At 71.7% G+C, this 22,670-nt stretch carries 22 protein-coding genes; 16 read left to right on the top strand and 6 right to left on the bottom strand.

What is annotated here, in order from left to right; translation table 11 throughout:
- The first annotated feature begins 390 nt into the window (after positions 1-390).
- On the top strand, positions 391-1,068 hold the full coding sequence (locus ACYVKZ_RS19890) for a TetR/AcrR family transcriptional regulator (protein WP_460994063.1): 678 nt from the start codon (positions 391-393) through the stop codon (positions 1,066-1,068).
- Positions 1,069-1,224: 156 nt separating this feature from the next.
- Positions 1,225-1,872 carry a TetR/AcrR family transcriptional regulator gene (locus ACYVKZ_RS19885; RefSeq protein WP_460994061.1) on the top strand — a complete coding sequence of 216 codons (648 nt, stop codon included), beginning with the start codon at positions 1,225-1,227 and terminating at the stop codon, positions 1,870-1,872.
- Between the two features lie 53 nt (positions 1,873-1,925).
- On the opposite strand, the gene ACYVKZ_RS19880 is transcribed toward ACYVKZ_RS19885, so the two are convergent.
- The gene (locus tag ACYVKZ_RS19880; RefSeq protein ID WP_460994059.1) at positions 1,926-3,380 is read right to left on the bottom strand and encodes an NAD(P)H-hydrate dehydratase; all 1,455 of its coding nucleotides are present in this window, start codon (positions 3,378-3,380) and stop codon (positions 1,926-1,928) included.
- A 139-nt stretch (positions 3,381-3,519) separates the two neighbouring features.
- Between ACYVKZ_RS19880 and ACYVKZ_RS19875 the strand changes: the two genes are divergently transcribed.
- Positions 3,520-3,930 (top strand): hypothetical protein, encoded by a 411-nt coding sequence (locus tag ACYVKZ_RS19875; protein WP_460994057.1) that lies wholly within the window; start codon positions 3,520-3,522, stop codon positions 3,928-3,930.
- Positions 3,931-3,954: 24 nt separating this feature from the next.
- Here the strand turns inward: ACYVKZ_RS19875 and ACYVKZ_RS19870 are convergent, their stop codons facing one another.
- Positions 3,955-4,296 carry a MerR family transcriptional regulator gene (locus ACYVKZ_RS19870; protein WP_460994055.1) on the bottom strand — a complete coding sequence of 114 codons (342 nt, stop codon included), beginning with the start codon at positions 4,294-4,296 and terminating at the stop codon, positions 3,955-3,957.
- An 85-nt stretch (positions 4,297-4,381) separates the two neighbouring features.
- Between ACYVKZ_RS19870 and ACYVKZ_RS19865 the strand changes: the two genes are divergently transcribed.
- Positions 4,382-5,896, top strand: a complete 1,515-nt coding sequence (locus tag ACYVKZ_RS19865) for a SulP family inorganic anion transporter (RefSeq protein WP_460994053.1) — start codon at positions 4,382-4,384, stop codon at positions 5,894-5,896.
- Positions 5,897-5,917: 21 nt separating this feature from the next.
- Here the strand turns inward: ACYVKZ_RS19865 and ACYVKZ_RS19860 are convergent, their stop codons facing one another.
- Both ACYVKZ_RS19860 and ACYVKZ_RS19855 read right to left on the bottom strand, forming a co-directional pair.
- Complete coding sequence (locus tag ACYVKZ_RS19860; RefSeq protein WP_307004395.1) at positions 5,918-6,268, bottom strand: holo-ACP synthase; 351 nt, start codon at positions 6,266-6,268, stop codon at positions 5,918-5,920.
- Between the two features lie 4 nt (positions 6,269-6,272).
- A complete protein-coding gene (locus tag ACYVKZ_RS19855; RefSeq protein WP_460994051.1) occupies positions 6,273-7,427 on the bottom strand; it encodes a GGDEF domain-containing protein in 1,155 nt (384 codons plus the stop codon).
- A 126-nt stretch (positions 7,428-7,553) separates the two neighbouring features.
- On the opposite strand from ACYVKZ_RS19855, the gene ACYVKZ_RS19850 reads away from it, so the two are divergent.
- From ACYVKZ_RS19850 to ACYVKZ_RS19830, 5 genes are read left to right on the top strand one after another with little or no spacing between them, the layout of a single operon-like run.
- Complete coding sequence (locus tag ACYVKZ_RS19850; RefSeq protein WP_460994049.1) at positions 7,554-7,949, top strand: DUF7793 family protein; 396 nt, start codon at positions 7,554-7,556, stop codon at positions 7,947-7,949.
- Positions 7,939-9,495 (top strand): putative bifunctional diguanylate cyclase/phosphodiesterase, encoded by a 1,557-nt coding sequence (locus ACYVKZ_RS19845; protein WP_460994047.1) that lies wholly within the window; start codon positions 7,939-7,941, stop codon positions 9,493-9,495. The genes ACYVKZ_RS19850 and ACYVKZ_RS19845 overlap by 11 nt, the downstream gene beginning before the upstream one ends.
- Positions 9,482-10,264, top strand: a complete 783-nt coding sequence (locus ACYVKZ_RS19840; RefSeq protein ID WP_460994044.1) for a class I SAM-dependent methyltransferase — start codon at positions 9,482-9,484, stop codon at positions 10,262-10,264. Before ACYVKZ_RS19845 ends, ACYVKZ_RS19840 begins: the two co-directional genes overlap by 14 nt.
- A gap of 9 nt (positions 10,265-10,273) precedes the next feature.
- Entirely contained in the window at positions 10,274-11,803 is a 1,530-nt protein-coding gene (locus tag ACYVKZ_RS19835) for a glycosyltransferase family 2 protein (RefSeq protein WP_460994042.1), read from the top strand.
- Positions 11,800-12,012 carry a hypothetical protein gene (locus tag ACYVKZ_RS19830; protein WP_460994040.1) on the top strand — a complete coding sequence of 71 codons (213 nt, stop codon included), beginning with the start codon at positions 11,800-11,802 and terminating at the stop codon, positions 12,010-12,012. The genes ACYVKZ_RS19835 and ACYVKZ_RS19830 overlap by 4 nt, the downstream gene beginning before the upstream one ends.
- Before the next feature lie 61 nt (positions 12,013-12,073).
- Here the strand turns inward: ACYVKZ_RS19830 and ACYVKZ_RS19825 are convergent, their stop codons facing one another.
- Positions 12,074-12,865, bottom strand: coding sequence for a dioxygenase family protein (locus ACYVKZ_RS19825; protein WP_460994038.1), 792 nt, complete (start codon positions 12,863-12,865; stop codon positions 12,074-12,076).
- Positions 12,866-13,343: 478 nt separating this feature from the next.
- Between ACYVKZ_RS19825 and ACYVKZ_RS19820 the strand changes: the two genes are divergently transcribed.
- The 4 genes from ACYVKZ_RS19820 (at position 13,344) to ACYVKZ_RS19805 (ending at position 15,924) form a co-directional block, all read left to right on the top strand.
- Positions 13,344-13,919 carry a hypothetical protein gene (locus tag ACYVKZ_RS19820; RefSeq protein WP_460994036.1) on the top strand — a complete coding sequence of 192 codons (576 nt, stop codon included), beginning with the start codon at positions 13,344-13,346 and terminating at the stop codon, positions 13,917-13,919.
- A gap of 39 nt (positions 13,920-13,958) precedes the next feature.
- Positions 13,959-14,180 (top strand): hypothetical protein, encoded by a 222-nt coding sequence (locus ACYVKZ_RS19815; RefSeq protein WP_460994034.1) that lies wholly within the window; start codon positions 13,959-13,961, stop codon positions 14,178-14,180.
- 192 nt (positions 14,181-14,372) lie between these two features.
- Positions 14,373-14,936, top strand: a complete 564-nt coding sequence (locus tag ACYVKZ_RS19810) for a mycothiol transferase (protein ID WP_460994032.1) — start codon at positions 14,373-14,375, stop codon at positions 14,934-14,936.
- Positions 14,937-15,000: 64 nt separating this feature from the next.
- A complete protein-coding gene (locus ACYVKZ_RS19805) occupies positions 15,001-15,924 on the top strand; it encodes a polysaccharide deacetylase family protein (RefSeq protein ID WP_460994030.1) in 924 nt (307 codons plus the stop codon).
- Positions 15,925-16,074: 150 nt separating this feature from the next.
- On the opposite strand, the gene glmS is transcribed toward ACYVKZ_RS19805, so the two are convergent.
- Complete coding sequence (gene glmS / locus ACYVKZ_RS19800) at positions 16,075-17,964, bottom strand: glutamine--fructose-6-phosphate transaminase (isomerizing) (protein WP_460994028.1); 1,890 nt, start codon at positions 17,962-17,964, stop codon at positions 16,075-16,077.
- Between the two features lie 74 nt (positions 17,965-18,038).
- Between glmS and coaA the strand changes: the two genes are divergently transcribed.
- The 3 genes from coaA (at position 18,039) to ACYVKZ_RS19785 (ending at position 22,592) form a co-directional block, all read left to right on the top strand.
- A complete protein-coding gene (coaA, locus tag ACYVKZ_RS19795) occupies positions 18,039-19,004 on the top strand; it encodes a type I pantothenate kinase (protein ID WP_460994026.1) in 966 nt (321 codons plus the stop codon).
- 49 nt (positions 19,005-19,053) lie between these two features.
- Positions 19,054-21,378 (top strand): transglycosylase domain-containing protein, encoded by a 2,325-nt coding sequence (locus tag ACYVKZ_RS19790; protein ID WP_460994024.1) that lies wholly within the window; start codon positions 19,054-19,056, stop codon positions 21,376-21,378.
- Between the two features lie 80 nt (positions 21,379-21,458).
- Positions 21,459-22,592, top strand: coding sequence for a glutathione-independent formaldehyde dehydrogenase (locus tag ACYVKZ_RS19785; RefSeq protein ID WP_460994022.1), 1,134 nt, complete (start codon positions 21,459-21,461; stop codon positions 22,590-22,592).
- Positions 22,593-22,670: the final 78 nt, after the last annotated feature.

Here is a 22,670-nt window from a genome sequence, read left to right as displayed (position 1 = left end):
CGCCAGCCCCAGATGCTCCACCACCAGGGCCCCCGCACCAGCATCCAGGGCACCGCCAGCAGCAGAACCGGCAGCGCCAGCAGAAACGCCCGCAGCAGAACCGGCAGCGGCAGCAGAAGCACCCGCGGCAGAAACGCCCGCGGCAGCACCGCCGTCGGCCTCCACGCCCGACTCCCCGGCCCGGCCACCGGCCACGACCCTCAACCGGCCCTCCCGCTCCATCACAGCTGACTCGCTCACAGCGACCTAACCTCCCTCACCGCCTGGCCGGCGGCTCCCGATGATGATGCCGGCTACCTCGAAGTCCTCTACGAGACAGACCTGTCTGTTCCGTCACGAGGAGTATGCACCGAGACAGACCAGTCTGTCTACCGTGCTACGATCCTGATCATGGTCGGTCCTATTGACGGCCGGGCCCCCGAGGCCGCGGCACGCAAACCTGCCCGCGAGCGGATCCTTGAGACCGCCTACGGGCTCTTCGCACGACGAGGCGTACGAGACGTCGGAATCGACGAGATCATCGCCCACTCCGGAGTCGCCAAGGCGACGTTCTACCGGCACTTCCCCTCGAAGGAAGCCCTCGTGCTCGCCTACATGGACCGCTGGTACCAGGTGCGCGAAGACGCGATCGAGGAGGCCATCGCGCACGCGCACAACCCCGACGACGCGATCCTGGCGGCGTTCACGGTGCTGGACGACTGGTTCAGCCGCGGCGCGGCGGAGGTCAACACCTTCCTCCACGTGGTGATCGAGTTCGGCCCGGGCCACCTTCTCGGCCGCGCGGCGATGAGGCACCTCACCGACATCCGCGAGCGCCTGTGCGCCCTCGCGGAGGGGGCGGGGCTCGAGGACCCGGTGGGCTTCGCCTGGTCCTTCCACATCCTCACCAAGGGCGCCATGGTCGCCTCCATCGAGGGGGACCAGCGCGCAGCCGCCCGCGCCCGCAAGCTGGCCCGGGCCCTCATCGACCTGCACCGGCCGACCGCCCCCGGCCGTCCGGCACAGGCCCGCGAGGACGACAAGCGCCAGATCGAGCTCCGCCGTCGCGAGAAGGCGAACCAGAACTAGGCTCCTCCTCGGGCCGGCCCTGCCGTTCCCCGGCTCTCTCTCCTGCACCCGACCCCCTGCGCCCAGGCCCCCGGCCTGGGCGCAGTTTCGGTTGCGACGGCGCCGGGAAACCTACTGTCCACGATGTCAGGAAGTTGGCAGTGGGAGGGGGCGGGCATGCATCTACCGGTCGCAGTCGCGGCGATGGGTCTGGGGCTCGCCGCCCCGCGGCGCCCCCGGCAGTCCTCGAGGGCGCGCATCCTCTCGGCCGCTCAGGGCCTCTTCGCGACCCGGGGCATCCGGGCTGTCGGGGTGGACGAGCTGATCGCCCGGTCCGGGGTGGCGAAGTCCACGTTCTACCGGCAGTTCCGCAGCAAGGACAAGCTGATCCTGGCCTGCCTCGAGGCCTGGGGCCGCGCGCGCGCAGGCCTGGTGCGGACAGCCAGGGACAGCCACGGCAGCGGGCGGGAAGGCCTGCTCGGGGTGTTCGAGGACCTCGACGGCCTGATCCTCCGCGGGGAGCCGCCGGGCCCCCTCGAGCGGGTGATCGTGGAGATGGGTGCCGAGCACCCCCTCAGCCTGGCGGCCGCGGAGCAGCTCGACCCGAGCCTGGCCCACCTCGAGGAGTTCGCGGCGGAGGCCGGAGTCGAGGACCCCGGCTCGGTGGCGCGCACCCTGCAGACCCTGATCTGCGGCACCTTCGTGGCCGCCGCGGAGGGCGACCAGCATGCCGCGGCCCGCGCCAAGGACCTCGCCGCGGCGGTGCTGCAGCCCTCGCCCGACGACGAGCTTGCGGCCAGCAGCCCGGATTCGCCGGGACCCTGACGGCCCGGGCGCCTCACTCCTCGGGCCCACCGGACTCTCAGCGACCCCTGCCCTCAGCGTCCCCGAGCCCGCATCGGGGTGGCCGGACCCGCCGCGGGCCGCAGCCGCCCTACCGCCTCCCGCACCGCAGGGGCGAGCGCGCCGGCGCCGAACGGGCCCGACTCGGCCGCCACGCGCCCGGCCATCCCGTGGACGAACGCCGCAAGCGCTGCCGCCTCCACCGGCCGGAGGCCCTGGGCGGTGGCCAGCAGCGCTCCGAGGATCCCGGTGAGTGTGTCCCCGCTGCCGGCCGTGGCGAGATACGGGTGGCCCTCCCCCTGCACCCACGCGGTGCCGTCGGGCGCGGCGCAGACCGTGGCCGGGCCCTTCAGCAGCACCGTCACACCCAGCCGGCCAGCCGCTTCCCGGGCCCACCGCACCGGCTGCGCCTCGATCGCCTCCCGGGACCGATCGCCGAGCAGCCGCTCGAGCTCCCCCGCGTGCGGGGTGACCACCACGTGCTCTCCGGCCACCTGGCCCAGGAGCCCCGGCAGCACGTCGAGGGCGGACGCGTCCACCACCGTGCGCAGCCCGGACTCGAGGGCCACGGCGAGCGCGCGGCGCTGCGCGGCGTCGTCCGCGATTCCGGGCCCGGCCGCCCAAGCCTGCACCCGCCCCGACGGCTCCGAGGAGCCCACCACCTCGGGGTGGGCGGAGAGCACGAGCCGGCGCACGGCGTCGGGCGCCACGATCCGGACCATGCCGACGCCCGTGGCGAGCGCCCCAGCCGTGGCGAGCACCGCGGCGCCCGGGTACGGCTCCGAGCCCGCGACGAGGCCCAGCACGCCGCGGGAGTACTTGTGCCAGTCGTCGCGGGGCGCCGGGAGCAGCGCGGCCGCCGCCGCGGCATCGAGGGAGCGCACGTCCGGGTCCGGCAGGTGCGGCCCGAGGCCGATGTCCACGACCTCCACCCGCCCGGCCAGCGCCCTGCCCCGGCCCGCGAGCAGGCCCGTCTTGAGCGTCCCGAAGGTCACGGTGAGGTCGGCCCGCCACACGCCGGGACCGGCCGTGCCGGTGTCCGCGTCGAGGCCGGAGGGGAGGTCGCAGGCCACCACGAGCGCGTCCGGGCGCGGGAACGGGGGCGCGTACTCGCCCGAGAAGCCGGTGCCGAGCACCGCGTCGACCACGAGGTCCGCGGCCTCGAGCCGTTCGGTGGTGCGGCCGCCGGCCCGGGTGAACGCTTCGAGCCCGGCCGGGTGCGCCCGCCCGCCCGTGAGCACCGCGGTGGTGCGCACCCCGCGGCGTGCCAGCTCGGCGAGGGCGAACAGCGCGTCGCCGCCGTTGTTGCCCTTCCCCACGAGCGCCGCCACCCGGGATCCCGCCACCCGGCCGCCCTCCCGCTGGATCAGGCGGACGACGGCGAGCGCGAGCCCGTGCGCGGCCCGCGCCATGAGCTCGGGGCCGCGGCCGGCGTCGAGGAGCGGCGTCTCCGCCGCGCGGACCTGGGTTCCGGTGAAGGCCTCGGTCATGGGGCGATTGTAATGAGACAAAATGGGAGTGGCGGTCCACTCCTGTGAATGTACAATTGGCGAGGCGTTACTGCTTTCACTCTAGTAACGCAAGTCACGACACGCCCTGTTCACTCGGGGCAATCAATGGGGGGCATTGATGGGGGAATTTCTGGACCGCAGGGCTCGGGTCTCTGCAGCCGTCGCGGCGGCCGTCATCCTGGCCTCGGCAGTGGCAGCAGCCCTGTCCGAGGAGGTCGGCATCGTCGTCTGGGCCGCCAGCGGGGTCCTCGGCCTCGTGTACGGATTCTCCGTGGTGTGGTCCGTCAGGCGGTCCTCTCGGGCACGTGCCGCCGCCCCCGCGGTCTCCCGCACCGCTCCGGTCGCCGTCGATGCCTCGGCGCAGGCGGTCGCCGCCGCGGAGCAGGTGCTCGCCGAGGCGGTCTCGGACGCAGCCCCTTCGGCTCCCGCGCGGCCGGCGCCAGCACCCGCCCCCGGCGGCCGCCTCGCCGGCGGCTTCCCGACCTCTGCGGGCCACTCGGGCGTCGTCGCCCAGCCGGCCTCGGCCTGAGGCTTCCCTCCGGACCCTGCTGCGCTACCGGACGCGCAGGAGCCCGACGAGCTCCTCGGCCTGGGCGAGGTTTCGCGCGAGCTTGTCCCGCCGGCGTTCCGCCTCCTCCAGCAGTGCGGCGACGTCCGGAGCGCTCCCGCTTGCCGGAGGCTCCAGCAGCACCCGGAGGAGCTGCGCCATCTCCTCGAGGCTGTAGCCCATGGGCTTCATGCGCTTGATGAGCATCAGCCGCTCGACGTCATCCTCTTCGTAGACCCGGAACCCGCCTTGGGTCCGCATCCGCGCCGGCAGGAGGCCAACGTCGTCGTAGTGGCGGATCGTGCGCAGGGACAGCCCCGTGCGCTCCGCGAGCTCACCGATATGCACCCCAACACTGTAGCCGGATTGCAGGTCTACCCTAACGTGAGGGTAGAGTTGAGGGGTTCCCCCGATGACGCTCCTGAGGAGACCCATGCCTGCTGCCGCCCACGTGTCCGAAACACCGGAGGAGGCCCAGTCCGTCCGCCGGGCGCTGCGCACCCCGGCCCGACTCAAGACCGAGGTGCTCGGCGGCCTCGTGGTGGCACTGGCCCTCATCCCGGAAGCGCTCGCCTTCTCGATCATCGCCGGCGTCGACCCGCGGGTCGGGCTGTTCGCCGCCTTCACCATGGCCGTGACGATTGCGATCGTCGGTGGCCGCCCGGCCATGATCTCGGCCGCAACCGGGTCGGTGGCGCTCGTCATTGCCCCGCTGGTCCGCTCCCACGGCCTGGACTACCTCATCGCGACGGTGATCCTGGGCGGAGCCATCCAGATCGTCCTCGGACTGCTCGGGGTGGCGAAGCTGATGCGCTTCGTGCCCCGCTCGGTGATGGTCGGCTTCGTGAACGCGCTCGCGATCCTGATCTTCTCCGCGCAGGTGCCCGAGCTGATCGGGGTGCCGTGGGCCGTGTACCCGCTGGCGGCCGCGGGCCTGCTGATCGTCTTCGGCCTGCCGAAGCTCACCAAGGCCGTGCCGGCCCCGCTCGTGGCGATCATCCTCCTGACGCTGGCCGCGGTGTTCCTCGGGCTCCACGTCCCGGCCGTCGGGGACAAGGGCCAGCTGCCGCACAGCCTGCCGACCCTCTTCCTCCCGCACGTGCCCCTGACCCTCGAGACCCTGCAGGTCATCGGCCCCTACGCCCTCGGCATGGCCGTCGTCGGGCTGCTGGAGACGCTCATGACGGCCAAGTTCGTCGACGACATCACGGACACCGGCTCCTCCAAGACCCGCGAGGCCTGGGGCCAGGGCGTCGCGAACATCGTCACGGGCCTCTTCGGCGGCATGGGCGGGTGCGCGATGATCGGCCAGACCATGATCAACGTCAAGGCCGCCGGCGCCCGCACCCGCATCTCGACGTTCCTCGCCGGCGCGATCCTGCTGGTCCTCGTCGTCCCCCTCGGGCCCGTCGTGGCGCTGATCCCGATGGCCGCGCTCGTGGCCGTCATGATCTTCGTCTCGGTGGCGACGTTCGACTGGCACAGCATCCGCCCGTCCACACTGCGCACCATGCCCAAGAGCGAGACGGCCGTGATGGTGGTGACCGTCGTCGTGGTCGTCGCGACGAACAACCTCGCGATCGGCGTGTGCGCCGGGGTCCTCGTCGCCATGGTCCTCTTCGCCCGCCGCGTGGCCCACTTCGCGACCGTCCGTCGCGAGGTTGTGGACAGGGACGGGGCCGAGACCGCTGTCTACACGGTGGACGGGGAGCTCTTCTTCGCCTCCTCGAATGACCTCTACACCCAGTTCCGCTACGCCCACGATCCGGAGCACGTGGAGATCGACATGCGCCGCTCGCACCTCTGGGACGCCTCCACCATCGCGGCCCTCGACTCTGTCACCGAGAAGTACCGGAACCACGGCATCGAGGCCAGGATCGTCGGGCTCAACGAGGCCTCGCGCAGCATGCACGAGCGCCTCAGCGGCCGGCTCGCCTCGGCCCACTGACGAGGAGGCGGCGTGGCGGGGTCAGCGCTCGGCGACGACCATCGCGGTGGCGATCCCGCCGTCGTGGCTCATGCTCAGGTGCCAGGACCGCACCCCGCGCTCCTCGGCGACGGCCAGCACGGTGCCCTTGACCTGGATCTCGGGACCCGCCGGGCCCAGGCCGATCCAGCAGTCCTGCCAGTTCATGCCCGCCGGGGCGCCGAGGACCTTGGCCACCGCCTCCTTGGCGGCGAACCGCGCGGCCAGCGAGCGCACGTGCAGCTCCCGCTCCGCGGGGACGAACAGCCGGTCCCGCAGGCCCGGGGTCCGCTCGAGCTGACGCTCGAACCGTGCGATGTCCACAACGTCCACGCCGATGCCGATGATAGCCATGCGGCTACTCTAACGGGGCCACGCCGCTGACCATGACGCAGTTCCGCCCGGCCGACTTCGCGCCGTACAGGGCCGTGTCCGCGCTCGCGATGAGCGCGCCGAGGTCGTCCCCGTGCACCAGGCTGTCCGCCACCCCGAAGCTCGCGGTGGGCACGGTGTGCCCGTCGAGGAGGATGCGCTGGGCCGAGAGGACGAACTGGATGCGCTCGGCGACCGCCACGCCGTCGGCCGCGGAGGAGTCGGCGAGCGCCATGATGAACTCCTCGCCCCCGAACCGGCCCACGAGGTCCCGCGAGCGCACCGACTGCCGGCACGCCACACCGAAGGCGCGGATCACCTCGTCCCCGGCGAGATGGCCGAAGTCGTCGTTGATCGACTTGAATTTGTCCAGGTCCGCCATGATCACGGTGACCACGGTGCCCTGCTCATGCGCCCTGGCGAGCATCTCGCCCGCCCGGCGCATGAACTCGGTGCGGTTCAGCAGGCCGGTGAGGGCATCCTTTGTGGCGAGCTGCTGGAAGTGGGCCGTGCGGGTGGCGCTCGTGAGCGCGGCCAGGCTCGTCGCGGCCGCCACGATGAGCACGATCGCCGCGAGCAGCGAGAAGCCCTGGCCGAACACCGCCCGGAACGCGGGGCTGTTGCCGCCCAGGGCCGCGAGGGCGACGGCACGGATCAGGTCATACACGCCGGTGATGGCCGCGATCACCGCGAAGTTCCGCGCCGTTCGCCAGGGCACCGTGCGCTGGCGCCGCAGCTCGACGAACATGGCAGCGCAGAAACCGCCGGAGAGCAGCAGGAGCACCACGGCGCCCCACTGGTCGGGGTCGATGAAGCGGGCGGCGAATCCCACGAACCCGGCGGCGAGCACTCCGACCACGAGGTACATGGCGGGGGTGTCCGGGTCGCGCAGCCGGCGCACGCCGGCCCACATCGAGGCCACGCCCACCACCATGAGGCCTTGGCCCACGAGACTGACGATCGCCACGCCCCCGTCATTGAGGATGCCGGCAGCGCACAGCGTCGCGAGCGCGAGGCACCACCAGCGGGCGGGACCCGTGGGATTCGCGCGGTAGGCGTCGAAGTAGAACAGCACGAGCACGCACAGCGAGACGACCGCCATCACGACGGTGAGCGTGCCCAGGTCCAGAGCGCCCCCCACAGTGTTCCTCCCCGTGCCCGTCAGCGGGCACCTCCCGTGGGCCCAGCGTACCGGCCGCCGGGCAGGCCCCGGGGTATGCTCCCAACGTGGCGCCGCCGTGGCGCCAGTGCGGCAGAGAGGAGCGGCGTGGATCCCCAGCAGAGCCCCCAGGGGACCGACTCGGGCATCAGCTCGCTCTCCTTCGATGGCACCGGCGTGCTCCGCCTCGTGTGGGAGCGAGGCGTGGACATCGACGCCCCCCAGGCCGAGGCCGCCATGGCCCACGTCAACGCCGCCGCCGGCCAGGACCGCGTCCCGCTCCTGATCGACATGGCCACCACGTCCTCCGTGAGCCGCTCGGCCCGGGCCGTGTTCGCACGCCCGTGCGCGGCGGCCGCGATCGCCCTCCTCGGCGCCTCCGCCGTGGACCGCGTGCTCGCCAACTTCTTCCTCGGCGTCTACAAGGCGCCCTGCCCCACCAGGTTCTTCACCGACGAGACCCGCGCCCTGGCCTGGCTCACGGAGGCCGCCGATGGCAGCTGAGCCGACGGATGACAGGCTCGAGAAGCTCATCGACCTGATCGTGCGGCTCTCGGCAGGAGACCTCTCCCAGCGGATGGAGACCTCCCCCGCGCGCGACTCGATCGACGCCGTCACCACGGGCATCAACCTCCTCGCCGAGGAGCTCGAGACCCTCTACGACGAGCTCGAGGCGCGCATCGCCCACCGCACCGAGCTGCTCGAGCGTGCCCAGGACGAGCTGCGCCGCCTCGTCGACACCGACGAGCTGACGGGGCTCGCGAGCCGCCGGCTCGTGCGCGAGCGGATCGACGCCGGCCTGCAGACGGCCGACGACGGCGGGCTGGCCGCCGTCGTGATCCTCGCCCTGCGCGGGTTCCGGCTCATCAACGACACCTTCGGCCACTCGGCGGGCGACGCCGTGCTCGTCGAGGTGGCCCAGCGGCTCCGGTCCGCGATGGGCGATGCCGGGAGCGGCGGCCACCTCGTGGGCCGGCTCGGCGGCGACGAGTTCGCGGTGCTCGTGACCGGGCAGGACGCCGAAGGCGTGCTCTGGACCGCGCGGACCGTCCTGGACACGCTCCGGGAGCGGGTCGTGGTCAACGGCATCCAGGTCAGCCTGCGCGGCAACGTCGGCATCCGGTACGCCGAGCGGCAGCTGGCGGTCGAGGAGATGCTCCGCGACGCCGACGCCGCGCTCGAGGCCAGCAAGGCCAAGGGCCACGGCAGCATCAGCGTGTTCAACCACGCCATGCACGAGGTCGTCGCCCAGCGCGTGCGCGTCGCGTCCGAGCTGCGGGCCGCGTTCTCCAGGGGCGAGATCGAGGTCTTCTACCAGCCGATCGTCGGGCTCGCCGACGCCACCCTCGCCGGCGCCGAGGCCCTCGTGCGCTGGCGCCACCCCGTCCGGGGCCTGCTGCCCCCGTCCACGTTCCTCGACATCGCCGAGGATGCCGGGCTCATGGTCGAGCTCGGCCGGTGCGTCCTGACCCAGGTGGTCGAGACGGCCGGCGAGTGGGCCCACGACCCCGGCCTGCCCGAGCACTTCAGCCTGCACGTGAACATCTCCCCCGCCGAGCTCGCCCACGGCGACCTCACCGCCCACATCCGCAGGCTGCTGGACGACGCCGGGCTGCCCGGGCCGCGCCTGACCGTGGAGATCACCGAGTCCGCGATCATGACCGGCGGCCCCGACAGCCGGCAGACCCTCCGCTCCCTCGGGGAGCTCGGTGTCCCCATCGAGATCGACGACTTCGGCACCGGCTACTCCTCCATCAGCTACCTCCGGGCCCTCCCCGCGGTCCGGGCCAAGATCGACAAGTCGCTCGTCGACACCATCGCCAGCGACCCGACCCAGGTCGCGTTCGTCGACGCCATCGTGCGGCTCATCCACGCCGCCGGCCTGACCGTGGTGGCCGAGGGCATCGAGGACGAGGCCCAGGCCGGGCTCCTGCGCGAGCTGGGCTGCGAGTACGGCCAGGGCTACCTCTTCGCCCGGCCGATGGCCGCCGCCGAGCTGGGCAAGCTCCTGCGGGCCGTGCAGGAAGGAGACCGGAATGCCGCTCGGTGACAGCATCCGGCTCGCCTCCCGCGTGGCGATCCTCTCCGGCCGGGTCCCCCGCAGCCCCTCCACCGCATGGGAGCGGTTCTGGGCGGGCATCGCCGAGGGCACGCTGCCCGAGGACGTCCTCTGGGAGGGCGACCCGCACTCCGAGGCCGGCGAGCACGTGACCCGCGGCATCGATCATCTCGATCCCTCCCTGCCCGTGGTCGACGTGGGCTGCGGGTCCGGATGGCTCTCCGCTGCCCTCGCCGGGGCGTTCCCCCGCGTGCTCGGCCTCGACGCGTCCGCCGCCGCCGTCGACCTCGCCGCGAGGCACCACGGGGAGCCGGGGCGCGTCGACTTCCTGGCCGCCGACGCGACTGATCCCGAGACCAGCGAGCGGCTCCACGGGGAGCTCGGGGACGCGAACGCCGTCGTGCGCGGGGTGCTCCACGTCCTCACCCCGGCCAAGCAGCGCGCCCTCGCCGCGGGCCTCCGCACGCTCGTGGGGAGGCGGGGACGGGTGTACCTCGTCGAGACGAACGTGCCCGGCGGCGGCCTCGGCTACCTGCGCGCGCTCGGGGCGAGCGGGGGGTCCATCCCGGCCCCGCTCGCGCAGGCCATCCGCACGCTGCCGCAGCCGGGCCACTTCGGCCCCGACGAGCGGGCGCGCGCCTTCCCCGAGGACCAGTGGCGGCTCGAGGCGGACGGGTCCACGGCGCTCGCGCTCGCGCTGCCCGCCGACGGCAGCCACCTCCGGGTCCCCGCCTACTGGGCAGTCGCCTCCGCCCGGTAGCATGCCCCCATGGGGAGATGGTTCCAGAGGCTCGTGGGCCTCCTGATCGTCGCGGCCGTGACCGGCGCCGCGCTGCTGCTGTGGTGGGGGGTGGCCGCGAGCCAGCCGCCGCCGCTCTGGCAGCCCGCCAAGGTCTCGATCGGCGGGGTGTGGAACGTCTTCTACGACGCCCACGCGCCGCACTGGCGGGTCGTCCTGGTGTCCGTGGCCGCCGCGATCCTGCTCGGGGCGGGCGTTGCACTCCTCGACCGGGCCATTGCCACCCGTTCGCGCCGGGCCTCGGCGCACGTGCAGGCAAAGCCGCTGGCGCCGAAGACCATCATGGCCGCCACCCGCGGCGTCTTCGCCGGGCCGGTGACCGTCACCGTGCTCATCCCCGCACACAACGAGGAGGCCTCGCTGCCCGCGACGCTGGCCTCGCTCGACGCCCAGGCCCTCCGTCCGGACCGGGTGATCGTGGTCGCGGACAACTGCACCGACCGCACCGCCGAGATCGCGCGGACCGCCGGCGCAGAGGTGTTCACCACCGAGGGCAACACGGACAAGAAGGGCGGCGCGCTCAACCAGGCGCTGCGCACCATGCTGCCCGGGCTCGGAGACAACGACGTGGTCATGGTGATGGACGCGGACACCAAGCTCGGCGGCGAGTACCTCGCCGAGGCGGTGCGGCGGTTCACCGACGACCGTGCCCTCGTGGCCGTGGGCGGGCTCTTCTACGGCGAGGAGGGGCACGGGCTGATCGGCCAGTTCCAGCGCAACGAGTACATCCGCTACTCACGCGAGATCCGCCGGCGGCGCGGGCGCGTCTTCGTGCTGACCGGGACCGCGTCCGTGTTCCGGCCCGTGGCCCTGCGGGCCGTCGCCGACGCCCGCGGCACGCAGCTCCCCGGCCGGCACGGCGACGTGTACGACACGGCCGCGCTCACCGAGGACAACGAGCTGACGATTGCGCTCAAGTCCCTCGGGGCGCTCATGGTGTCGCCGCCCGAGTGCTCCGTGGAGACCGAGCTCATGCCCACGTGGCGGATGCTCTGGGCGCAGCGGCTGCGCTGGCAGCGGGGGGCGCTCGAGAACCTCGGCGCCTACGGCGTCACGCCGCAGACCGCGCGGTACTGGTTCCAGCAGCTCGGGATCGGCTACAGCGTGATCGCGCTCGGGACCTACCTGTCCCTCATCGCCCTGATGGCCCTGTCCATGGACACGTGGATCTGGTTCCCGTTCTGGCTCGGGCTCGGGTTCTGGTTCACCCTCGAGCGGCTCGTCACCGCATGGGGCGGGGGCTGGCGCGCCCGGCTCCTCGCCGCCTGCCTGTTCCCCGAGCTCGTCTTCGACATGTTCCTCAACGTCGTGTACCTCAAGGGGATCGCGGACATCACCGCGGGCCGCAAGGCCGCGTGGAAGCACCTCGTGCGGCCGCCGGGGGCCGAGGGCCCTTCTGGTTCTGCTGGTGTGGGGGCCGCTCCCGGCGCCCCTGCTGCCGCTGCCCCCGGTGTGCCGGCCGCCGCTGCTGCCGAGGCTGGCGGGGAGGCGGCGCGATGAGTCCTTTGCGTGCGCCGCTGGGCCTCCTGTTCGACGAGTCGATCCTGCAGAGTCCGTTCGTCAACGTGCTCGCGACCTTCGTGGCCCTCAACACCCTCATGTACGCGGTGCTCGCTGTGGCCCGGGTGCTCCCCCGCCCTCGCCTGCCCTGGCGGCGCCGGTACCAGCGCGCCGAGACCCGCAGCATCTACCCCGACGGGCGCGTCTAGGGTCCGGCTGCTCCGGGGAGCCGTGGGTGGCTTGTGGGTCGCGGCGCTCCTTTGCAGTGACCTAGGTGAGGGTCCAGGACCTCTTGGACAGCCCGAACCAGAAGCCCTCGATCGCGGTCTTCGCGTCGATCCCGCCCGACTCCGAGGCGGCGCCGAGGGACACGTACAGCGGGGCCCAGTGCTCCGAGCGCGGGTGCGCCTCGCGGGCGGCCGGCGCCTTGTGGATGAAGTCGAGGATGGAGTCCACGTCGCCGCGGGACATGGCCTCCTCGGCCCAGTGGTCGAACTCCGAGGACGCCGCGGGCGGTGCCGCGTCGGCGCCGGCGTGCGGGTTGAACCAGCGCAGGTTGTGCGTGGTGAAGCCGGAGCCCACGATCAGCGTCCCGCGGTCGCGCAGGGGCGCCAGGGTCCGGCCCAGCTCGAACAGGCCCCGCGGATCCAGGGTCGGCATCGACATCTGCACCACGGGGACGTCCGCTTCCGGGAACAGCTCCTTGAGCGGGACGTACGCGCCGTGGTCGAGGCCGCGGGTCTCATCGCGCTCCACATGGTGGCCGTGCTGGGAGGTCAGCCGGGCCACCTCGTTCGCGAGCTCGGGGGCGAGCGGGGCCTCGTAGCGCACGTCGTAGTACTTCTGCGGGAAGCCCCAGAAGTCGTAGACGAGCTCCTGCGGGCGCTCGGTGGCGCTCAGGGTCACCGGCGCGTTCTCCCAGTGCGCCGAGACCATGAGGATGTCCTTGGGCTTGGCGAACGTGCCCGACCACTCGTGGAGCTGGCGGGTCCACGTGGCGTCGTCGGCGAGGGGTGGCGCGCCGTGGCTGAGGAACAGGACGGGGGGCTGGGCTGCGGTCATGCATCCAGCGTAAGGCCGTTTAGTTGATACTTCAAGTAAAAATCCATGGCCCGTCTCGCCCCAACCCGTCCGCTCCGGCCCCCAACCCCCACCCGCGCCCGCTCCAGCCTCCGGCCAAGCAGCCGAGCGATTCTGCTCACGGTCGGCGTGGGCCTCGGCGTGGCCGTGTTCGACGCGCCGCACAGCCAGGCTCCGCTCACAGCTCGGTGAGCAGAACCGTACGCCTGCTCCCCACATTCGCCCAGTCCCAGCAGCACGGCGCCGACAACGGCCGTTCGGTTCTGCTCACTGTGCCGCCAAGCCCCCGCGCATCCGAACCCAACACGCCGCCTATTCCGCTGCCACGCCCATCTCGGTGAGCAAGATCGCACGCACATGACCTCTCCATCTGTCCTCCACGCAGCGTGTATCGGGCGCGTCGTCCACATGGCGCGAATGCGCTCGCCCAGCCCGGCCGCCTGAGGACTGAAGTGGAGGGATGGATCCCATCGACTACCTCAGATCACTGGGCGGCGTTGCCCGTACAGGAGCATTGCTCCGCGCCGGCTTCACCAGAAGCGAGATCGGATCACTCGAAGGGCGCGCGCTCAGGCCCCGCAAGGGACTCTGGGCATTGCAGGATGCGAATCCCGACTTCTTGTTCGCCCTCATGCGTGACGGCCTCATCACGTGCGGCTCGGCCGCGAGCTATCACGGCCTGTGGATCCGGTCTGCCCCCGACCGCCGGCATCTCGCCACCCGTCATGCGCGCGCCCAAGGCTGCGTGAGCCACCGGAAGCTGCTCTTTCCCCCACACCACGACCTGCCACTGGTGTCGGTAGAGGACGCATTGATCCATGCCATGGGCTGCTTGGACGCGCCCCAGGCAGTCAGCATGGTGGAATCTGCTGCGAGAGCCGGACGGGTGACGCGCGAGACGCTCTGGACAGCACTCGACAGCCGGGCCGATGCTCGCGCCCGGAAGGTGCTGGCCCAGGTCATCTTCGACGCGGACAGGCAGGCCCAGTCCCAGCCAGAGGTCGAAGCCAGGCTGCTCTTCCTCGCACAGGGGTAGGAGGTCGAGACTCAGGTCTGGCTCCCCGGCGTCGGCACGGTGGACTTCAGGATCGAGCGCGTCCTGCCTGTTGAGATTGACGGCTTCAAGTACCACGGCGACAGGAAGTCGTTCGCCAAGGACCGCTACCGCATGAACGCCGCCCTCCTCCAAGGCCAGCCGACATTGCGCTACCTGCCGGAGCGCATCTGGTATGACCGCCAATCCGTGGTGGATGAGATCGCGCGGGTCCTCGAGCTCTGGCCGCGCTTCCTGCCATGAGGGCCTACGAGTCCAAGGCCTCCGAGCGATGGTGCTCACGCCCGCATGCCGCCCCCGCGCGTTCCCGCGCGACACGCCGGGCGACTCGGCGACCACGGAACGAGCATGAGCAGAATCGCGCAGGAGGAAGGGACAGGCCACACGCGCCCGAGCCCCTCCCGGCCTCGGGCGCCGGGGAATAGTGTGGGCAGCATGAGTGCAGACCAGAACTGGGCCACGGACCTCCTGCTGGACGGCTTCGGCAGGGTGCAGGAATCGGTGGAGCACGCGCTCCTGGGCCTCTCCCCCGAGCAGCTGCTCCAGCGCCCCGGCCCCCACGCCAACCACGTCGCCTGGCTCGTGTGGCACCTCACCCGCGTCGAGGACGACCACATCGCCGCCCTCGCCCACGTCCTCGAGGGCAATGACCCGCCCAAGAACCGCGCCCGCGAGGTCCCCCCCGGCCAGCTCTGGGCCCAGTGGCGCGAGCGGTTCGCCCTGCCGTACGGCGACTGGGCCACCGGCTACGGGCAGTCCAGCGACGAGGTCGCGGCCTTCCCGGCCGTGGACGCCGAAGTCCTGCGCGGCTACCACGACGCCGTCCACGCCCGCGTCACCGAGGTCGTCAAGGCCCTGGCCCCCGAGGACCTCGGACGCATCGTCGACGAGCGCTGGTCCCCGCCGGTCACCGCGGCGGTCCGCCTCGTGAGCCTGCTCAACGACGCGACCCAGCACGTGGGCCAGGCCGCCTACGTCCGCGGCCTGGTCCTCGGCTGAGCCGACCAAAGTCCCTCGCGCCCCCGCCGCCGCGGGCGTACCGTCGTGACCGAGGGGGTTGCACATGGCGGCACTCGGCAGGCGACGGCTCACGGTCATCATTGTGGCCGCGGTTGTGCTCGTCCTCGCCGCCACCGCGCTCGTGATCACCCTGACCCGCTCCACCTCGCAGCCGACGCCGGCCGCGCCGCCCACCGCATCCGGCTCGCCCACCGCGTCCCCCACCCCCACGGGGTCCGCCGCGCCGACTCCGACCCCCACGGGCAGCGGGCCGTCCACGCCCGCCACCCCCTCGAAGCCGCCGCCCAAGCCCACCGCCACGGCGGGGCCGCCCCTGCCCCCGCTGGCGCTGCCGCCGAACCTGCGCGGGCAGGACATCGAGCGGATCCCCACCCAGGACAAGGTGGTGGCCCTGACCTTCGACGCCGGCGCCAACGACGCCGGGCTCGCGTCCATCCTCTCGACCCTCGCCGCGCAGCACGTGCCCGCGACCTTCTTCCTCACGGGCGCGTGGGCGAAGGCGCACCCGGCCGACGTCGCCAAGATCTCCGCGGGCGGCCACCGGGTCGGCAACCACTCGATGACCCACCCCGACATGACCACCCTGACCGACGCGCAGATCGCGGCCGAGCTGTCCGCGGCCCAGGCGGCCATCCGGGCCGACGGGGTGGACCCGCGCCCGTTCTTCCGCTTCCCCTCCGGCGCCCGCAACGCCCGCACCATCGCCGCGGTCAACGCGAGCGGGTACGCGGCGATCCGCTGGACCGTCGACTCCCTGGGCTGGCAGGGCACGGTGGGCGGCACGCGCGGGGCGCCGTCGGTGATCCAGCGGGTCATGAACGCGATCCAGCCCGGCGAGATCGTGCTCATGCACGTCGGCTCCAACCCCGACGACGGATCGACCCTCGACGCCGCCGCCCTCCCCGGCATCATCGACCAGATGCGCACGGAGGGCTTCACCTTCGTCACCCTCGATGCGCTGATCTGACCGCGCCGGCGCGCCTCGGGTGCCCCGCCTCCGCGGACGACGACGGCCGGCCGCCTCCCAGCGGGAGGTGACCGGCCGTCGTCGTACTTCAGGGCCTGCGTACCCGGAAGCCCGAAAGGGCGACGAGATGCGTACCCGAAACGGGGGTGGCTACTCGACCGTGACGGACTTGGCGAGGTTGCGCGGCTGGTCCACGTCGTAGCCCTTCGCGGACGCGAGCTCCGCGGCGAAGATCTGCAGCGGGACGGTGGTCAGCAGCGGCATGAGCAGCGGCGGGGTCTGCGGGACGTAGAAGACGTACTCGGCGTAGGCCTGCACGGCCTCGTCGCCCTCCTCCGCGATCACGAGGGTGCGGGCGCCGCGGGCGCGGACCTCCTGGATGTTGGAGACCACCTTGGCGTGCAGCGAGTCGCGGCCCTGCGGCGACGGGACCACCACGAACACGGGCTGGCCCTCGTCGATCAGGGCGATCGGGCCGTGCTTGAGCTCGCCGGCCGCGAAGCCCTCGGCGTGGATGTACGCGATCTCCTTGAGCTTGAGCGCGCCCTCGAGTGCCACCGGGTAGCCCACGTGGCGGCCGAGGAACAGCACGGACTTCTCATCCTTCATGCTGCGGGCGAGCTCGCGGAGCGGCCCGGCCGCGTCCAGCACGGTCTGGATCTTCTCGGGGATCTTGTTCAGGTCCGCGAGGACGTCCCGGATCTGGCCGGAGAAGATGTTCCCGCGCAGCTGGGCGAGGTACAGGCCCAGGAGGTAGGCGGCGGTGATCTGCGCCAGGAACGCCTTGGTGGAGGCGACGGCGATCTCGGGGCCGGCGTGCGTGTACAGGACGGCGTCGGACTCGCGCGGGATCGTGGAGCCGTTCGTGTTGCAGATCGAGACCGTCTTGGCGCCCTGCTCGCGGGCGTAGCGCACGGCCATGAGGGTGTCCATGGTCTCGCCGGACTGGCTGATGGAGACGACCAGGGTGTGGGCGTCCACGATCGGCTCGCGGTAGCGGAACTCGTGCGCGAGCTCGACCTCGGTGGGGATCCGGCACCACTTCTCGATCGCGTACTTGGCCACGAGGCCCGCGTAGGCCGCGGTGCCGCACGCGAGGACGATGATCTTGTTGACCTGCTTGAGTTCCTCCGGGTCGATGCGCAGCTCGTCGAGGACGAGGCGGCCGGAGGCGTCGGAGCGGCCCAGGAGCGTGTCGTGCACGGCGGCGGGCTGGTCGTTGATCTCCTTCTCCATGAAGGAGTTGAACCCGCCCTTCTCGGCCGAGGCGGCGTCCCACGAGACCTCGAACTCCTTGCCGGACGCGGGGGCGCCGAAGAAGTCGGTCACCTCGAAGGTGTCCGGGGTGATCGTGACGATCTGGTCCTGGCCGAGCTCCACGGCGCGGCGGGTGTAGTCGATGAAGCCGGAGACGTCGGACCCGAGGAAGTTCTCCCCGTCGCCGAGGCCGACGACGAGCGGCGAGTTCCGCCGTGCCGCCACCACGACGCCGGGCTGCTCCGCGTGCACGGCCAGCAGGGTGAAGGCCCCCTCGAGCCGCTGGCAGGCGAGCTGCATCGCGCGGGCGATGTCGCCGTCGGCCTCGCCGCGGTAGTAGTCGCCGATCAGGGCGGCGGCGACCTCGGTGTCCGTCTCGGACAGGAACGGGATGCCCTTGGCCGTCAGCTCGGCCTTGAGGGAGGCGTAGTTCTCGATGATGCCGTTGTGGATGACGGCGAGGCGGCCGCCGTCCGCGAGGTGCGGGTGCGCGTTGGCGTCGGTGGGGCCGCCGTGGGTGGCCCAGCGGGTGTGCCCGATCCCGGTGACGCTCTCGGGGAGGGGACGCTCGGCGAGCTCCTTCTCGAGGTTCTTCAGCTTCCCGGCCTTCTTCCGGGACTCGATGGCCCCGTCCGCGACGACGGCCACGCCCGCGGAGTCATAGCCGCGGTACTCGAGGCGCCGCAGGCCTTCGATCACGACGTCAAGGGCACTGTGACTGCTGTTCCCGTCCGCGGCTGCGAGCGCGCGGGCGGTACCGACATAGCCGACGATTCCACACATGCGTCACATCCTACCGGCGCGCCCGCCCACCCCGGCAGTTCGCGCAGTGCCGCCTCAGTTGGCAGAATGCACGGGTGAGTCTGCAGAGAAGCGAGTCCGCCGGCGATGGCGCGTCCCCGTTCGTCGAGCTCGACCGCGCCACGTGGGCCCGCCTCGCGGACCGCATGGAGCAGCCCCTCAACCAGGACGACATCGACCGCATCCGCGGGCTCGGCGATCCCCTCGACCTGCGGGAGATCCGCGACGTCTACCTGCCGCTGAGCCGGCTCCTCTCCCTCTACGTCGAGGCCTCGGGCGAGCTGCACACTGCCACCCAGACGTTCCTCGGCGAGTCGACGCAGCGCACGCCGTTCGTGATCGGCGTGGCCGGGTCGGTGGCCGTGGGCAAGTCCACGATCGCCCGCGTGCTGCGCGAGATGCTCCAGCGCTGGCCGTCGACGCCGAACGTGCAGCTCGTCACCACCGACGGCTTCCTGTACCCCCTGGCCGAGCTGACGCGCCGCGGAGTCCTCGAGCGCAAGGGCTTCCCGGAGTCCTACGACCGGCGCGCGCTCCTCCGCTTCGTCGCCGAGATCAAGTCCGGCGCCGAGGAGGTGCGGGCGCCCTGGTACTCGCACCTGACCTACGACATCGTGCCCGGCCGGGAGGTCGTGGTCCGCCGGCCCGACGTGCTGATCGTGGAGGGCCTGAACGTCCTGGCACCCGCGCGGCCCCGCGGAGACGGCACCACCGGGCTGGCGCTGAGCGACTTCTTCGACTTCTCGCTCTACGTGGACGCGAAGACGAGCTACATCGAGCACTGGTACGTGGAGCGGTTCCTCAAGCTGCGCTCGGGCGCGTTCGCCCAGCCCGAGAGCTACTTCCACCGCTACGCGTCGCTGTCCGACGACGAAGCAGCCACCACGGCCCGGAGCATCTGGAAGCGCATCAACGAGCCGAACCTGATCCAGAACGTCCTGCCCACCCGCGGCCGCGCCCAGCTCGTGCTGACCAAGGACGCGGACCACTCCATCCGGAGGATGCTGCTGCGCAAGGTGTGATCCCGGCCCTCACAGCTGGCATTTAGGCGGGCCGCATACGCTACACCGCATGTCCTCTGGCAGCAAGAAGTACTTCGACACGACCACCACCCTCGGCAGGATCCTCGCGTTCCTCGCCGTGAGCGGGCTGTGCGGCGTCCTCGTGGCCGGGCTCATGACCCCCGCCGTCGCCCTCACGGGGAACGCGGCGAGCGGCGCCACCCAGACGTTGAGCACCGCGGTGCCGTCGAACCTGACCGAGGCGCAGCCGGGCCAGGCGTCGAAGATCGTCGCAGCGGACGGTTCAGTGATCGCCACGCTCTTCAGCGAGAACCGCACCGACGTGCCACTGGACAAGATGTCGCCGAACATCAAGAACGCGATCGTCGCCATCGAGGACTACCGCTTCTACCAGCACGGCGGCGTGGACCCCCTGGGCATCCTCCGCGCCCTCGTCACGGACGCCGGCGGCGGGCGGCAGGGCGCCTCGACGCTCACCCAGCAGTACGTCACCAACGCCCTCAACGAGCAGCTCATCGCCCAGGGGCAGAGCGCGGACATCGTGCTCAACGGGCAGAAGAGCGTCAGCGACAAGCTCCGCGAGATGGAGCTCTCGATCGGCCTCGAGCAGAAGTTCTCGAAGGACCAGATTCTGGCCGGCTACCTCAACATCGTCCCGTTCAACGCCAACGCCTATGGGATCCAGGCCGCGAGCCAGTACTTCTTCTCCGAAGACGCGAAGGACCTGAGCCTCACCCAGGGCGCGCTCCTCGCCGGCCTCGTCAACGGGCCCGCGTACTTCGACCCCTCCCAGCACCCGGACCGGGCCAAGGACCGGCGCAACCTCGTGCTCGACGCCATGTTCCAGCACGGCTACATCACCAAGAGCCAGCACGACGACGCGGTCAAGTCCCCGATCCATCTCAAGCTGAACCCGCCCAGGCAGGGCTGCCCCTACTCCACGGCGCCGTACTTCTGCGACTACGTGCTCCACCAGATCCTCAACGACCCCGCGTACGGCAAGGACACCACGGCCCGGCTGCAGAAGGTCATGCTCGGCGGCCTGACCATCAAGACCACCTTGGATCCGCGCCTCCAGGGCCCGGCCCAGGCGCAGGTGGATACGACCGCGGGATCCAACCCCGACAAGTGGGGCTCCTCGCTCGTGACGGTCCAGCCGGGGACCGGGGACGTCCTGGCCATGGCCCAGAACAGCCGGATGGTGGACGGCCAGGGCTCCGGGTTCGTCACGTCCTACAACTTCAACGTCGACTCGACGGACGCGAACGGCGCCGACCTCGGCGGCGCGGGCGGCTACCAGCCAGGTTCAACGATGAAGCCGGTAACCCTCGCGGCGTGGCTGAAGGAGGGCAAGCCCACCAACCAGATCGTGGACGCCTCCCGGCGCCGCTACGGGCCGGACTTCCCCTGGAAGTCCACCTGTGGGCCCGTCCACGGCGTCTTCGACAGCACCGTCCCGGGCTCCATCGACCTGCAGAACGACTCCGAGGGCTACTACCGCCCCATGACGGTGCGCGCCGGCATCTACAACTCGATCAACACCGCCACGTTCGCCTCGGCCGCGGACCTGAATGACTTCTGCGACATCCAGCGCGCCGCGGATGAGATGGGGATGCACGACGGCGCGGGGTCGGGGAAGAAGCTCGACCTCTCCACCCTCGGCAACCTCCTCGGCGGCACCAACGTCGCCCCGATGACCATGGCCAACGCGTTCGCGACCTTCGCCAGCGGCGGCACCTACTGCACCCCGATGTCCATCACGGAGGTGGATGACGTCAAGGGCCAGAAGATCGGCGGCCAGACGAGCCAGTGCCAGCCGGGCGCCCTGAGCAAGGACGTCGCGGCCGCGGCCACGAACGTCCTCCAGGACGTGGCTACCAAGGGCTCGGGCCTGCTCATCCCCCAGAAGCTGGATGTCCCGGACGCCATGAAGACGGGCACCAACAACGAGAACAGCCAGACGTGGGTGGTGGGCTACACGCGGGGGCTCGCGACGGCGTCGTACTTCGGCGAGGCCCTCAACGGCCCGAGCGCCCGGATGGGCCGCGATGTCACCGTGAACGGAAAGTTCTACCCGGTGGTCGACGGCGCGTACATCGCCGGCCCGCAGTGGGCCACCTACATGCAGCAGGTGGCCCAGTACTACGACCACGGCGACTTCGACACCCCGCCGCAGAACCTGATCACCGGCGATGCCGGGACCACCGACGGCGGCACCGGCACCCAGCCCAGCACCGGAACGACCGACGGCGGCTCCGGCACCCCGCCCAGCACCGGAACGACCGACGGCGGCTCCGGCACCCCCAGCCCGGCCAACGGCACCGACACCGGCACCACCGGCCCCGGGAACGGCAACGGGAACGGGAACGGCTGACGCGCCAGCCATGTTTGGCCCGGTCCGCGCCGGGGATGGTGCCCTGAGGACAACCGCACCGACAGGCAGGAGGAGTCCTCATGAAGGCAGTCGTGTACAAGGGACCGCGGGAACTGGCCGTGGAGCAGGTCGATGATCCGAGGATCGAGGAGCCGCTCGACGCGGTCATCCGGATCACCACCGCGAACATCTGCGGCTCAGACCTGCACCCCTACGAGGGGCGCGCCCAGCTCGATTCAGGGATGGTCCTCGGCCACGAGAACATGGGCATCGTCGAGGAGGTGGGACCCGCGGTCAACCGGATCAAGGTCGGCGACCGTGTGTCAGTCCCGTTCAACCTCGCCTGCGGCACCTGCCGCAACTGCAACGACGGCTGGACGTCGGCGTGCCTGCGGGCCAACCCCTCGGGGGACCCGGGCGCCGGCTACGGCTACCCGAAGATGGGGCCCTACTGGGGCGGCCAGGCGGAGCTCCTGAGGGTCCCGTGGGCGGACTTCAACCTGCTCAGGCTCCCGGCGGGCAACGAGCACGAGAACGACTACACGATGCTCTCGGACATCTTCCCCACCGGCTACCACGGCGCCACGATGGCCCAGGTCTCCCCCGGGAAGACCGTCGCCGTGTTCGGCGCCGGGCCCGTGGGCCTCATGGCCGCCTACAGCTCCCTGCTCAAGGGCGCCGCGCGGGTCTTCGTGGTGGACAAGGAGCCGGACCGCCTCGACCTCGCCACGCGCATCGGCGCGACCGCCGTGAACTTCGCCGACGTGGACCCGGGCCTGGCAATCATGGACGCCACGGACGGCTTCGGCGTGGACTGCGGCGTCGAGGCCGTGGGCTACCAGGCCCACGACCCGGCCGGCGAGGAACACCCCGAGATGGTACTGGACAACCTCATCGAGGTGGTCCGCGCCACCGGCCACATCGGGGTGGTGGGCGTCTACGTCCCCGAGGACCCCGGTGCCGCCTACGGCCTCGCGAAGCAGGGCCGGCTCCCCTTCGAGTACGGGCAGGCCTTCACCAAGGGCATCAGCCTGGCGGGCGGCCAGTGCCCGGTGAAGAGGTACAACCGCGAGCTGCGCGACCTCATCACCGCCGAGCGCGCGGCGCCGTCCTGGATCGTCTCCCACGAGGTGGCCCTGGACGACGCGGTGGACGCCTACGCCAAGTTCGACGCCCGCGAGGACGGCTACACCAAGGTGCTGCTCCACCCGTAGCGGCACCGGCAGCGGAACCGCCGCGGGCAACCGCCGTGGCGGAAACGTCACCGTCCGTTCACTGGACGGCGACGGCGA

The organism is Sinomonas soli, assembly GCF_054782415.1.
This window is presented reverse-complemented; position numbering and strand designations above follow the sequence as displayed.

Bases quoted from the DNA above. Each gene is read 5' to 3' on its own strand.
- ACYVKZ_RS19890 (WP_460994063.1), top strand. From the start codon at position 391: ATGGTCGGTCCTATTGACGGCCGGGCCCCCGAGGCCGCGGCACGCAAA.
- ACYVKZ_RS19885 (WP_460994061.1), top strand. From the start codon at position 1,225: ATGCATCTACCGGTCGCAGTCGCGGCGATGGGTCTGGGGCTCGCCGCC.
- ACYVKZ_RS19880 (WP_460994059.1), bottom strand. From the start codon at position 3,380: ATGACCGAGGCCTTCACCGGAACCCAGGTCCGCGCGGCGGAGACGCCG.
- ACYVKZ_RS19875 (WP_460994057.1), top strand. From the start codon at position 3,520: ATGGGGGAATTTCTGGACCGCAGGGCTCGGGTCTCTGCAGCCGTCGCG.
- ACYVKZ_RS19865 (WP_460994053.1), top strand. From the start codon at position 4,382: ATGCCTGCTGCCGCCCACGTGTCCGAAACACCGGAGGAGGCCCAGTCC.
- ACYVKZ_RS19860 (WP_307004395.1), bottom strand. From the start codon at position 6,268: ATGGCTATCATCGGCATCGGCGTGGACGTTGTGGACATCGCACGGTTC.
- ACYVKZ_RS19845 (WP_460994047.1), top strand. From the start codon at position 7,939: ATGGCAGCTGAGCCGACGGATGACAGGCTCGAGAAGCTCATCGACCTG.
- ACYVKZ_RS19840 (WP_460994044.1), top strand. From the start codon at position 9,482: ATGCCGCTCGGTGACAGCATCCGGCTCGCCTCCCGCGTGGCGATCCTC.
- ACYVKZ_RS19835 (WP_460994042.1), top strand. From the start codon at position 10,274: ATGGGGAGATGGTTCCAGAGGCTCGTGGGCCTCCTGATCGTCGCGGCC.
- ACYVKZ_RS19830 (WP_460994040.1), top strand. From the start codon at position 11,800: ATGAGTCCTTTGCGTGCGCCGCTGGGCCTCCTGTTCGACGAGTCGATC.
- ACYVKZ_RS19825 (WP_460994038.1), bottom strand. From the start codon at position 12,865: ATGACCGCAGCCCAGCCCCCCGTCCTGTTCCTCAGCCACGGCGCGCCA.
- ACYVKZ_RS19820 (WP_460994036.1), top strand. From the start codon at position 13,344: ATGGATCCCATCGACTACCTCAGATCACTGGGCGGCGTTGCCCGTACA.
- ACYVKZ_RS19810 (WP_460994032.1), top strand. From the start codon at position 14,373: ATGAGTGCAGACCAGAACTGGGCCACGGACCTCCTGCTGGACGGCTTC.
- ACYVKZ_RS19805 (WP_460994030.1), top strand. From the start codon at position 15,001: ATGGCGGCACTCGGCAGGCGACGGCTCACGGTCATCATTGTGGCCGCG.
- glmS (WP_460994028.1), bottom strand. From the start codon at position 17,964: ATGTGTGGAATCGTCGGCTATGTCGGTACCGCCCGCGCGCTCGCAGCC.
- ACYVKZ_RS19790 (WP_460994024.1), top strand. From the start codon at position 19,054: ATGTCCTCTGGCAGCAAGAAGTACTTCGACACGACCACCACCCTCGGC.
- ACYVKZ_RS19785 (WP_460994022.1), top strand. From the start codon at position 21,459: ATGAAGGCAGTCGTGTACAAGGGACCGCGGGAACTGGCCGTGGAGCAG.